Origin of the sequence: Mesorhizobium sp. WSM2240, from assembly GCF_040438645.1 — a bacterium.
GTDB lineage: Bacteria > Pseudomonadota > Alphaproteobacteria > Rhizobiales > Rhizobiaceae > Allomesorhizobium.
Window position 1 is genome coordinate 43348 of the sequence record NZ_CP159256.1, and the last position, 12139, is coordinate 55486.

Annotated in this window: 13 protein-coding genes; 8 read left to right on the top strand and 5 right to left on the bottom strand. The window is 62.9% G+C overall.

The features are described from left to right. Positions 1-443: 443 nt before the first annotated feature. Positions 444-1394 carry a transcriptional regulator GcvA gene (locus tag ABVK50_RS29795; protein ID WP_353646557.1) on the bottom strand — a complete coding sequence of 317 codons (951 nt, stop codon included), beginning with the start codon at positions 1392-1394 and terminating at the stop codon, positions 444-446. 126 nt (positions 1395-1520) lie between these two features. On the opposite strand from ABVK50_RS29795, the gene ABVK50_RS29800 reads away from it, so the two are divergent. The 4 genes from ABVK50_RS29800 to ABVK50_RS29815 all read left to right on the top strand — a co-directional run bounded on the left by ABVK50_RS29800 (position 1521) and on the right by ABVK50_RS29815 (position 3245). Then, positions 1521-1766 carry a hypothetical protein gene (locus ABVK50_RS29800; protein ID WP_353646558.1) on the top strand — a complete coding sequence of 82 codons (246 nt, stop codon included), beginning with the start codon at positions 1521-1523 and terminating at the stop codon, positions 1764-1766. A gap of 63 nt (positions 1767-1829) precedes the next feature. Beyond that, positions 1830-2291, top strand: coding sequence for a VOC family protein (locus ABVK50_RS29805; protein ID WP_353646559.1), 462 nt, complete (start codon positions 1830-1832; stop codon positions 2289-2291). Positions 2292-2340: 49 nt separating this feature from the next. Then, entirely contained in the window at positions 2341-2508 is a 168-nt protein-coding gene (locus tag ABVK50_RS29810) for a hypothetical protein (protein WP_353646560.1), read from the top strand. A gap of 98 nt (positions 2509-2606) precedes the next feature. Beyond that, on the top strand, positions 2607-3245 hold the full coding sequence (locus tag ABVK50_RS29815; protein WP_353647075.1) for a substrate-binding domain-containing protein: 639 nt from the start codon (positions 2607-2609) through the stop codon (positions 3243-3245). A gap of 62 nt (positions 3246-3307) precedes the next feature. Here the strand turns inward: ABVK50_RS29815 and ABVK50_RS29820 are convergent, their stop codons facing one another. From ABVK50_RS29820 to ABVK50_RS29830, 3 genes are all read right to left on the bottom strand, one after another. Beyond that, positions 3308-4690, bottom strand: coding sequence for an aldehyde dehydrogenase family protein (locus ABVK50_RS29820; protein WP_353646561.1), 1383 nt, complete (start codon positions 4688-4690; stop codon positions 3308-3310). 21 nt (positions 4691-4711) lie between these two features. Beyond that, positions 4712-6367, bottom strand: a complete 1656-nt coding sequence (locus ABVK50_RS29825) for an acetolactate synthase large subunit (protein WP_353646562.1) — start codon at positions 6365-6367, stop codon at positions 4712-4714. Between the two features lie 116 nt (positions 6368-6483). Beyond that, positions 6484-7545, bottom strand: coding sequence for an Atu2307/SP_0267 family LLM class monooxygenase (locus tag ABVK50_RS29830; RefSeq protein ID WP_353646563.1), 1062 nt, complete (start codon positions 7543-7545; stop codon positions 6484-6486). A 341-nt stretch (positions 7546-7886) separates the two neighbouring features. On the opposite strand from ABVK50_RS29830, the gene ABVK50_RS29835 reads away from it, so the two are divergent. The 4 genes from ABVK50_RS29835 (at position 7887) to ABVK50_RS29850 (ending at position 11459) form a co-directional block, all read left to right on the top strand. Next, positions 7887-8783, top strand: coding sequence for a LysR family transcriptional regulator (locus ABVK50_RS29835; protein ID WP_353646564.1), 897 nt, complete (start codon positions 7887-7889; stop codon positions 8781-8783). A gap of 124 nt (positions 8784-8907) precedes the next feature. After that, on the top strand, positions 8908-9843 hold the full coding sequence (locus tag ABVK50_RS29840; RefSeq protein ID WP_353646565.1) for a pirin family protein: 936 nt from the start codon (positions 8908-8910) through the stop codon (positions 9841-9843). Between the two features lie 25 nt (positions 9844-9868). Further along, positions 9869-11116, top strand: coding sequence for a DUF5996 family protein (locus tag ABVK50_RS29845; RefSeq protein WP_353646566.1), 1248 nt, complete (start codon positions 9869-9871; stop codon positions 11114-11116). Between the two features lie 103 nt (positions 11117-11219). Beyond that, positions 11220-11459, top strand: coding sequence for a DUF2188 domain-containing protein (locus ABVK50_RS29850; protein ID WP_353646567.1), 240 nt, complete (start codon positions 11220-11222; stop codon positions 11457-11459). 251 nt (positions 11460-11710) lie between these two features. Here ABVK50_RS29850 and ABVK50_RS29855 read toward each other — a convergent pair whose 3' ends face one another. Further along, positions 11711-12115 carry a DUF3168 domain-containing protein gene (locus tag ABVK50_RS29855; protein ID WP_353646568.1) on the bottom strand — a complete coding sequence of 135 codons (405 nt, stop codon included), beginning with the start codon at positions 12113-12115 and terminating at the stop codon, positions 11711-11713. Between the last annotated feature and the right edge of the window lie 24 nt (positions 12116-12139).

Sequence of the window (12139 nt, forward strand, 5' to 3'; positions counted from 1 at the left end):
TGTCTCAGGGGCGCATGGCGACGTCAGCCTCCACGTCCAGAGCGGACGTTGGCCGGCCGGCGGCAAGGCGTCTGCCTAGGGTCAGGTCACGACGATGCCCACGCCGACCTAAATGTCCGCAATTAAGGATCTGCGGCCCGGAGCTGCCAGTCCGCTGGCGGCCCCTGACCTGCCAGAATGAATCCTTCCCGGGATGGACGGTCAAAGGATTCGTATAGGTCTCGATCGGGTGGTTTGCTGCCTGACGGCTTCTGGGCGGCGAAGCTGGGATAGCGGCCGTTCAGGTAGCCGCCGCACTTCGACGGCAACGCGCGCGATGTCAGACCCTTAGCTCAACTCTCCCACTACCTGAAAGCTGACGTGCCGACGGAACGCTTTGCGATTAGCGAGACTAACGGCTGTTCAGCACCAACACCGAGGCTCGCGTAACATGCGGCATGACATTAACCGCGATCGCGTGGACGAGGGGGGCGACCAGGCACAGGAGAACGCCTGTGTGCATCAGGCTGATCAGCCCGCATCTCGGCAAAGATCCAGTCACGGAATGCCTTAACCTTCTTCTGCCGCAGCGCGCCTTCCGGATAGACGACGTAATATTTCGACGGCGATTTCAGTGAGAGGTCGAAGGGCCGCATCAGCCGCCCGGCCGCCAGGTCGGCGGAGACGAGCGCGCTCCGGCCCAGCAGCACGCCTTCGCCATGAACCGCCGCCTCGACCGCGTAGGTAGCGGAATCGAACTTCACGCCGCTGCTCGGATTGATGCCGTCGACGCCCGCATGCTGCAGCCATGTCGCCCAGTCGATGCGAAAATTATCGTGGATGAGTGTGTGGTGTCTCAGGTCGCTCAGCGAGCGCAGCGGATGCTCGCCCTTTATCAGCTCCGGGCTGCAGACGGGCGAGACGTCTTCCTCTGCGAGCAGTTCCGACACCACGCCTTCATAGCCGCCCGGGCCGTAGCGGATTGCGATGTCGATGCCGTCCCGGATGAAATCCGCAAGCACGCCGGACGTGGCGAGCCGCACGTCGATGGTGCGGTTGTCGCGGTGGAACCGATAGAGCCGCGGCACCAGCCAGCGGCCAGCGAACCCGTCTGACGTGCTCACCGTCAGCACATTTGCCGAGCGCGCCGCCGTTGCGACGAGCGTCGCCGCGCCGATCCGGTCGAGGGCCGCGCCGATTTCGGCAGCGTAGATCGCGCCCGCGGGTGTGAGCTTCACCGACCGCGTTCCCCGCTCGAACAGCTGGACGCCGAGCCTGTCCTCCATGTTGCGGATCGCACGGCTAATCGCGCCATGCGTCAGGTTCAGCTCAGCCGCGGCATTGGTGAAGCTGAGATGGCGAGCGGCGGCGTCGAAGGCCGGGAGAGTGGTCAGAGGCGGGAGCTTTCGCGGCATGCCATTTGTGAACGTTGATCACAAATCATGGACGATTAGTCGTTTGTCGTCCAGCACAGAATTGCCCAGATTGCCGCCATTCCAACCCGCTGCCAACACCGGCGAAACCTGTGAAAGGAACGAACTGTGAGCACTCTTCATGCAATGGGAAGCACCTGCAACCCCGCCGAAATGGCCCGCGTCCGCTCGCCGCTGGAAGCATTCAACACCCTGCGCAACGCCGCGACCGTCTTTGCCGTCCACCTGAGCGCCAGCATCCAGCACCGCGGGACGATGCGCACCCTGGACCGCTTTTGCGACCGCCGCCTTCACGATCTCGGTTTCGAGCGCGACTGGAATGGAACGATCATCCGGATCGTCGACGGCCAGTAGCTCAACCGCGCCTCGCACCTCGAAGAGCCAGTCCTCCCTCAACAAGCATCAAGGATCAGATCCATGCCAAAGATCTTCCCCCACCTCTGGTTCCAGAACCAGGCCGAAGAGGCGATGGAATTTTACACGTCCGTATTCAAGGACTCGAAGGTCCTGAAAACGACGAACCTTCCCGATCCCGAGATCTCCGTCGTCCGCTTCGAACTGGCCAAGCTGCCGATCGTCGCGCTCAACGCCAACTCGCCCGCGCGCTACAGCGCGGCCTTCTCCTTCCTCGTCGAGACCGAGGACCAGGCCGAGACCGATTACTACTGGAATGCGCTGATCGCCGATGGCGGCAAAGAGCAGCCCTGCGGGTGGCTCACCGACAAATACGGCGTCTACTGGCAGGTCACGCCAACTGCCCTGCTCAGGATGCTCTCGGATCCGGACCGCGAGAAGGCCGATCGTGTGATGCAGGCGATGTACAAGATGAAGAAGATCGTCATCGCCGATCTCGAGGCGGCCTACGCGACGTGCGGCTGATGTCGCTCATCCCTCAACTACAATAGGATCAATAGATCGGAGAAGTGTCATGACGTCGCTCAAGGGCAAGAAGGTTCTTATTTTCGGCGGTAGCCGGGGCATCGGCCTCGGCGTCGCGAAAGCAGCACTCGACAGAGGTGCCGAGGTATTCATCGCCGGCGTCGGTCCGAGCACGATGTGCTTAGATCTCGCCCTCGTCATCCGATCTCGACTTTGAACTCCCCCACTACCAGGCCGTGGGCGTGAAGGCCGCGTGACGCCCACGGTCCCGAGGCCGTCGACGGCATCATCATTTCGCGCATCGAGCCCGAGGACATGCGGGTAAAGTTCATGGTCGAGCACGCGATGCCCTTCGCCACTCACGGCAGGACGCAAATGGGTGCCGAACATCCTTTCGTCGATTTCGACAACCATGCCTTCGCCAAGATCGCGGTTGAACGCCTCGCCAGCCTGGGGCGCAAGCGACTGGCGCTGCTCGCCCCGCCCGCAGGCCTGAGCTTCCGCGACCACATGAGGCAAGGTTTCGAGGCGGCGATGGCCGAGCAAAAGCTGGAGGAGGTGCAGTTCCCGGGCATCTCGAACGACAGCTCGATCGAGCAGATCAGGATTGCCGTCAGAAACCTGATGCTGCAAAGCCCCGCGCCGGACGGGCTAATCAACAGCTCGGGCGGGGTAAGCGGTACGGGCGGCGCGATACTGGCTATTCAGGCCGGCCTGAAAGATGTTGGCGCTGTCGTCGGCCGCGATGTCGATATAGTCACCAAGCAGCTCTTTGCAAATCTTCCCGTATTCGGCGACGAGTTCTACGTAGTTCACGAGGACGTGCGGGAAACGGGCCGAGGCTTGGCCAAGGCGTTGCTCGGGTCGATCGAGGGAAAGCCCGTGTCGGAGTTGCAGACCCTATTTGTTCCGACCAAGGTGTCGCAGCAGTCAACGACCAACCGGAACGCATGATCGTCTGAATAGGCTTGCTGTCGGGACGCCGCTAAACCAGGTGGTCGCACTTGCCTCCGTCGTCAATTCCTCCGCATCAGGATCATCTTCTCCTGCGTCATGTCGCGCATGGTGTACGGGATACCGCCGGTTCCGTATCCGGATTCCCTGCGGCCGGCGAAGGGCATCCAGTCGGTACGGAAGGCGGTGGGATCGTTGATCATCACGGCCGAGGCATCGAGTCGATTGGCCGCGCGCAGCGCGATGTCGATGTCCTGCGCAAAAACGCTGGCCTGAAAGGCAGTCGGCAGCGCATTGGCCTGACGGATCGCGTCGTCGAGATCGCGGTAGCGATAGACCGCGACCAGGGGACCGAAGACCTCCAGCGTTGAAACCTTCGCATCCGCAGCCGGGTCGAGCAGGACAGTCGGCTGCAAGGTCGTCTCGGACAGGCGCTTGCCGCCGGTTGCCAGCGTGGCGCCACCCTCGGTCGCTTCTTCGATCCATTGTCCGACCCGATCCGCCTCGCGCGGCAGGATCAGAGGCCCGACCTCGGTGTCGTTCAGGGTGGGGTCGGCGGTGCGCAGTCTTTCGACGCGGGCGACCAGCCTTTGCGTGAAGTCTTCGGCGATGTCGGCATGAACGAAGATGCGCTGTGTCGACACGCAGACCTGTCCGGCATGATAGTAGCCGCCCTTGACGATCGGCTCGATCACCTTGCCGAGATCCGCGCTACGATCGACAATGGCGGGTGCCGCCCCGCCATGCTCCAGCGCCGAGCGCGTGCCGGGGGCGAGCTTGCCATGCAATGACCAGCCCACCTTTGCCGAGCCGATGAAGCTGAGGAAGGCGATCCGGCCGTCGGTCGCCAGCTTTTCGGCGAGACTGTTGTCTTCCGTAAGAAAGGTCTGGCACCACGGCTCGGGCAGGCCCGCATCGTGGACCAGCGCCCCGAAATCGAGACAGGACAGCGGCGTCGTGGCGGCCGGCTTGACGATGACAGGGCAGCCCACTGCGATGGCGGGTGCCACCTGATGGACGATCAGGTTCAGCGGATGGTTGAAGGCGGAAATCGCCGCGACGATCCCGATGGGCTCCTTTGTCGTGAAGGCCCAGCGGTTTTCAGCCGCCGCCGACAGCCCCATCGGGATTTCACGTCCGGCAAAGTTGCGCAATTCGTCGGCGGCGTTGTGGACGCCATCAATTGCGCGGTTGGTCTCGACGATGGCATCAGGCAAGGGCTTGCCGCCCTCGCGTGCGATCTGCATGGCGAGATGATCGCGCCTGCCTTCCATCAGCCTGGCCAACCTGCGCAGAATGGCAACGCGCTCATGCGGCATCAGCCAGCCGTCGCGATCCCTGAAGACCTGCTCCGCCGCCTGCAGTTTGCGCTCCAGCGCGGCGGCATCGTCTGTCTCGATCTCCTCGATCGGTGCGCGATCGAATGCCTGCATGATTGTGAGCATTACCGATCTCCCTTCGTTGGATTACGCGAGTTCCACGTCGGGCCTGCGATTGCGCAACTCGTCGACGAGGACACGGGTGTTCTCGGAATAGTCGATCGGGACGTCGACCAGATGAACGCCGCCGCCCGCAAAGGCGGCTTCGAGCGTGGGCACCAGATCCTCGACCGCACTGACCCGCGAGCCCTTGGCACTATAAGCCTCAGCGTAGCGCACGAAATCGGGATTGCCGAAACTCATGCCGAAATCCTGGAAGCCGTCCACCGCCTGCTTCCAGCGGATCATGCCGTAGGCGCTGTCGTTCAGGATGACCACCACGAGGTTCAGCCCGAGCCGCACCGCCGTTTCCATCTCCTGCGAATTCATCATGAAGCCGCCGTCGCCGCAGACGGCCAAGACGCGGCGGTTCGGATGAAGCATCGCCGCCATCATCGCCGAGGGCAGGCCGGCGCCCATTGTGGCAAGCGCATTGTCGAGCAGCAGCGTGTTGGCGACATGGGTGCGGTAGTTGCGGGCGAACCAGATCTTGTACATGCCGTTGTCGAGGCAGACGATGCCGTCTTCCGGCATCACCTTGCGAACATCATGGACGATGCGCTGCGGTGTGGGCGGGAAGCGGTCTTCCTCGGCGCGGTCGTTGATGCGAGCAAGGATTCGCTGACGCAGTTCGAGCATCCCCTCGTCGAGCATCAGCTTTCCTTCGAGGCGCTCGGCAAGCCCCTCGACCGCGGCTCCAATATCGCCGATCAACTCGAAATCCGGATGGTAGACCTGTTCGACCGTGGCGGACTGGTAGCCGACATGAATAACCTTTGGTCCGCCCGCGCTCTTCATCAGGAAGGGCGGCTTTTCGATCGTGTCGTGGCCGATGGCGATAATCAAGTCGGCGCGCTCGACAGCCTCGTGCACATAGTCGCCCTCCGAGAGTGCGGCGGTCCCCATGTAGAGGTTCGAGCCTCCGGTGACCGCGCCTTTACCCATCTGCGTATTGCAAAATGGCAGGCGGCTCCGTGAAACGAAAGCCGAGAGCAGGTCGACCAAGGACGGCCGGTTACCGGCCGCGCCGATCATCACAAGCGGCCGCTTTGCAGCGCGGATCATCTCGGCTGCACTGTCGAGTGCTGCGCCACTCGCCACGGGGCGGTCCACCGCATGGCGCGCAATGACAGGGATGTTGGCGACCTCCTTCCCCGCAACATCCTCCGGCAGTTCCAGGTGGACCGGCCCAGGTCGCTCCTCCATCGCGACGCGAAAGGCGTCGCGCACCATGGAGGGTATCGCGGCGGCACTGACGATCTGGCGCGTCATCTTGGTCAGCGGCTTCATCGAGGCGACGATATCGACGATCTGGAAACGAGCCTGCTTGGCGCTCATCACCGGCTTCTGGCCAGTGATGAGGATCATCGGCATGGCGCCGAGATGGGCGTAGGCCGCGCCGGTCGAGAAATTGAGCGCCCCGGGTCCGAGCGTCGCCAGGCAGACACCGGGCTTGCCGGTAAGTCGACCGTGCGTCGCCGCCATGAAGGCCGCGGCCTGCTCATGACGGGTCAGGATCAGCTTGATGCTGGAGGTCCGCAGCGATTCCAGAAGGTCGAGGTTTTCCTCGCCTGGCACGCCGAAGATGCGATCGACGCCTTCGTTCTCCAGCGCGGCGACAAAAAGGTCCGATCCTTTCGGCATGGCCCAAACTCCCAGTTTCATCGTTTCGACAGGACGCGCGTTGAGCATACATGGCCGAGCGCAACTGCCACCATCGTCTTGGAGTTACGCAAACGGGGCCGCGCCGTTCCAGCCGATCACGATTTCGTAACGTTCGGGCGCGGCGTCTCGTGAACCGCCCGGACAATTGGTGCGACTTCCGTGCCAAGAAGCTCAATGGAGCGCTTCATGGCAGCCGTTTCAAGCGAGGCTGTGCTCATCTGGAAGGTGATGCGCGAGATACCGCCGAGCGTCTCGCTGGCCTTCAGCATCTTGGCTGCTACCGTCGCCGGTGCACCGATCAGGAACGCTCCTTCCGGGCTGGCCATTGCCTCGAACTGCTGGCGCGTCGGGGCCGACCACCCGCGCTCGCGTCCGATTGTTCCGGTGAGATGTGCCCAGCCGGGAAAGAACGCATCCTTGGCCTCGGTGTCGGTCTCGCCGACGAAAGCCATCGCGTGCACGCCCACGGTCAGTTTCTCCGGGCTGTGACCGGCTCGCGTGCCGGCCTCCCGATAGAGATCGACGAGCGGGCGGAAACGCTCGAACGTGCCACCGATGATGGCGACCATCAGCGGAAGACCGAGCTCGCCCGCGCGCTCAAAGGATCGCGGCGTGCCGCCGACGCCCACCCACAGCGGTAGTCGCGGCTGGTGGGGACGCGGGTAGACGCCTTCGCCGTGAAGTGGCGGACGATAGCGCCCATACCAGGAGATGTTGGTCTCTTCGCCGAGTTTCAGGAACAGGTCGAGCTTTTCGGCGAAAAGGTCGTCATAGGCGCGGGTATCCAGGCCAAACAGCGGAAAGGCCTCTCCGAAAGAGCCTCGCCCGACGACGATCTCGGCGCGCCCATTGGAGATCAGATCGAGCGTCGCGAATTCCTGGAAAACCCGCACCGGGTCGGCGACGCTCAACACCATCACCGCGCTCGTCAGGCGAATGTTGCTGGTCCGGGCCGCCGCGGCGGCAAGAATGATAGCTGGCGCGGAGTCGAGGAATTCTGCGCGATGGTGCTCGCCGATGCCGAAGACGTCGAGCCCGACGCGGTCAGCGGTTTCAACCTCATCAAGCAGGTCGGCCATGCGATCGGTCGCCGAGGGATGCCGTCCAGTCGCCGGGTCGGGAAGGATTGCCGCGAAACTGTCGATGCCTATTTCCATGATGGGTTCTCGCAGAATGTTCGTCGATCCTTGCGGACCGCGATAGATTGGCGCGCGCGGCCAGGCCGCTCCGGTCTAGACGCGATCGGAACGACTGTCCGACAAAGAATTAATCGACGCTCCACCGCGCCGCGGTGCAGTATCTGCCCGCCCGGTGCCGTTCTTGCTTCCATTTTGCCCCTTCGCGCTGCCCGGACTTGAGTTGGTTCGGGTTCTTGGAGACGGTGCGACTGAAGCGAATGCGTGACGTCAAACTGTCCGCATACGATAAGTGACATCTCTTTCGGCGAGACAGTAGAGCTCATTCCTGCCACGCTGTGTCGCGAAACGGGGAACACCGAATGGATATCGACGACCTGCGGACATTTGTGGAAGTAGCCGATGCGGGGGGCGTTTCTGCTGCCGCTCGTCGGCTCGGCGTGTCCAAGTCGATCGTCAGCCGCCGACTTTTCAGGCTTGAAGCAGAGCTTGGTGTCCAGCTTCTCGCCCGCACCACCCGAGGCGCGGCTTTGACGGAAGCCGGGGCTTTGTTCCGAGACCATGCAGCAAGAGTGGGCGCCGAAATCGATGCGGCGCGGGAAACCATCCAGCCGACCGGTGACCTGACCGGCCGCCTACGTGTCGCGATGCCGCTGACCTTCGGCCCGACGCATCTGGCGCCGGTGCTGGCGCAACTGGCGCGCCGCCACCCGAGACTTCACATCCATTCGTCCTACAGCGACCGCTTCGTGGATCTCATCGGAGAGGGATTCGATTGTGCGATCCGGGTCGGCCATCTGCAGGACTCAAACCTTGTCGTAAGGCGCGTCGGGGCAATCCATGGAAAATTCCTCGCCAGCCCCGACTACATAAAGGCGCATGGTGCACCGGAGGCGCCGGAGGAGATCACCCTTCACCAGGCCCTGATGCAGGGCACCGAAGCCTGGCAGTTCATGGATGGGGACAAGGTCATTACGGTCAACCCGCAGGGACGCTATAAGGCCGACAACGGCATAGCGCTCGCCGCAGCGGCTGCCGCAGGGCTGGGCGTCGCATGGCTGCCCGATTGCGTCACCGACGCCTATGTCGCCTCGGGCGCACTTGTCCCTATCATGACACGCTACCCACTGCCTTCGGCGGGTGTCTATGTCGTCCGGCCGCCGGGGCAGCATCCGTCGCGAAAGGTGCGGGTTCTGACCGAGTTGATGATCGAGTGCCTTCAGAAAGACCCACGCCTCGCCGCCGTCGAGCGCTGGTGATGGTTTTTGCGAGGCGGCGTTGGCGTTCCACTTTCTGCTACACAGCTCGGCGGATCACGGGTCTAGCTGCAAGTACGGCCAACGCTTAGGTCGAACCAGACACGATCGCGAAGGGATAGCATGCATGAGCTGGAATCCATCACTTGAACCGGGCTGTCCCGACGAGGTCGGTCCTGACGCGATCGAAACTCTTATCGTGCCGCGCTCCCGCGACCTGGGCGATTTTGAGGTCCGGCGGGCGTTGCCGGCGCCGAAGCGGCAGATGGTCGGCCCGTTCATCTTCTTCGATCAGGCCGGACCCGCGGAGTTCCTGACAGGTCAGGGCGTCGATGTACGTCCGCATCCGCATATCGGCCTCGGCACGGTGACCTACCTGTTTCAAGGTGATTTCCATCACCGCGACAGCACCGGCGCCGACCAGGTCATCCACCCCGGCGCGCTGAACTGGATGGTCGCCGGACGCGGCGTCACCCATTCGGAACGCACCTCAGCGACCGCACGGAGCGGCCCGAACAGTCTGTTCGGAATCCAGACCTGGCTGGCCCTGCCTGACAGCCATGAAGATGTTGCCGCGAGCTTCGAGCATCACGGCAAGGCGGCGTTGCCCGTCATAGAGGACCGCGGGGTCTCCATTCGGCTTATTCTCGGAAACGCCTACGGACAGGTTGCGCCCGCGAAAATGCTCTCCGAGGCGTTCTATGCCGACGTGAAGCTTGAGCCGGGCAATCGGTTGCCGCTGCCGGATGATCACGAAGACCGCGGCATCTACATCGTCGAAGGTTCGATATCGGTGACCGGACAGGAGTTCGAGGCGGGGCAGATGATGGTGTTCAGGCCGGGCGACCGGATAACGGTGGCCGCTGGCGAGCGCGGAGCGCGACTGATGATTCTCGGCGGCGCCACCTTCAACGGACCGCGCTACGTCTGGTGGAACTTCGTCGCCTCGTCGCAGGAGCGGATCGAACTAGCCAAGGCCGAATGGCGCGCCGCGAACTGGGGCCAGGGACGCTTCGACCTGCCCATCAATGACCGCAACGAACACATTCCCCTTCCGGATTGACCGGAACCAGTGTGGAGAAAGTCCAATGAACAAGTGGCCCCAACTCGACTACCTCAGTTGGCGTGAAACGTGCTCTGCGCTGCATCTCTATCTGCAGATTGCCGGCAAGTACCGGCTGGCGCACACGCCATGGCTCAACCATTCGTGGAACGCGACCTTCTATGTCACGCCCCAGGGCCTGGCGTCCTCGCCCATCCCGGACGGCCCGGGCATCGAGATCCTGTTTGATCTGCGCGAACACAAGGTCGTGGGCACCTGCGGCAATGGTCACAGGAAAACTTTCGATCTCGGGCCGATGACCGTCGCGACATTCCACGCGAGCTTCGTGCAACTGATTTCGGACCTCGGCGGCACGCCGACCTTCAACGGCAAACCGAATGAGGTGCCGTTCCCGGTTCCGTTCGCCGAGGATGATCGCGACCGTCCCTATGACCGCGAAGCCGTTCAGCGCTTCCATCAGGGCCTGATCGCGGTCGACAAGGTCTTCAACCGGTTTCGCACCTCCTTCCTCGGCAAGTCCAGCCCCGTTCATCTGTTCTGGGGCAGCTTCGACCTCGCCCTCACGCGCTTTTCCGGACGACGGGCACCGCTGCACCCGGGCGGCGTACCGTCCTTGCCCAACGATGTGGCGCAGGAGGCCTATGACCGCGAGGTCTCGTCGGCAGGTTTCTGGCCGGGCGGCGGCGACATCGACTATCCGGCCTTCTACGCCTACGCCTATCCCTCGCCCGGCGGCTACCGCGCCGCGTCCGTGCAACCTGATGCCGCCTTCTGGCACGAGGGCCTGTCGGAGTTCGTCCTCCCCTACGAGGCCGTCCAGTCCGCGGCCGATCCCGACGAAGCCCTGTTGGGTTTCCTCGTCTCCACCTACGAGGCGGCGGCCGATCTGGGCGAGTGGGACCGCACCCTGCTTGAATGCGCGCATGGACAGCCGCGACAGGTGCGCAGGCCGGACGCTGCGCTGACAACAAGCGCGCCTTCGGTGGGCGACGAGACTGTCGAGCGGGAAGATGGCCCATCCAAGGGGCGCTACCGTCTCGTCGTCGATGGCGTTGAAGCCGAGATGACCTACAGTCGCGCCAGCGATGGCCTGATCATCATCGACCACACGGAGGTGCCCGCGGCCCTGCGCGGTCGCAAGGTCGGCGAACGGCTGGTGCGTCAGGCAATCGACGATGCGCGGCGCGATCGCGTCGAGATCATTCCGCTATGCCCGTTCGCAAAGGCGCAGATCGGCCGCCATCCCGAATGGCAGGACGTGCTGCGTCGGTGATGGGAAGATGGCCCCGGTCACGCACGCTCGGCAAATCTTCCTTTCCAGCGACCTCCGGAGCGGGAGCAATTCGTAGGACCCTTCCAACGCCAGGAGCGATGAAATGAATGATGTGAAATATCGGATAGTCGAACATGACGGCGGCTGGGCCTATCGGGTCGATGGAACCTATTCCGAAACGTTTCCAAGCCATGATGCGGCCTTCGGCGCGGCACGGCGGGCGGCCTGCAAACAGTTGCGGCCGGGCGAGACCACGGGCATCGTCTGGGAGGACGCGACTGGCCACTGGCACGCAGAACTCTCTCGCACTGGCGACCGGCCCCAGGCACAGGTCATCGGCTGAGGGAGCTTTGAGTGGACTGCAACGACTGCGTTGGGGTGATGAATAGTTTGGCAAACTCTGCCTGATGCGTCAGCTTCATAATGGCAGCTTACCGCCTAGCGTTCGCCAGAACCCGACAGTCAGCAATCGGCCCCTATTCAGTACCAAATGGGGCTGCCCTCAGAGGAATGGCGAACGGCGGGGAAATGGAAATACAACGGTTCTTCGCAGGCCGACGCCGAGATCCCGCGTGAGCAATACAGGATCCGATTCTAACTGGGTTGATCCGGCGTAGAACCAGAATCCGGACAGTCGACAAACTCCGCCAAGAACCTGGCTATGCCATGCTGAGCCTCATGGTCGTTATCATAACGAAACTCTGAATGACTTAGAGACCATGAGGCGATGGAAGCATTCTTGATCGATGGAGCGTCGCTGAGCGCAGCTTGCGCGGCTTGGACAAGCTGCACAGCTGCGGCATGTCCTTCTCGGACCCAAACATGGACCGTGGCAAGCAGTTCAGGACGCTCCACCGACTGCGTGACGGCAACCCACGCGAATGGATATTCGTCTCGTTCTTGGTCTGCAATTGCCCCAGCAACGCCTTTGGAGAACGCCTCGCACTCGCGCAAGCGTGTAAGGAGCACGGCTCGCAATTCGCCTGCAAGATCTGTCATAGCCTCTCCATGACATCAGATCGA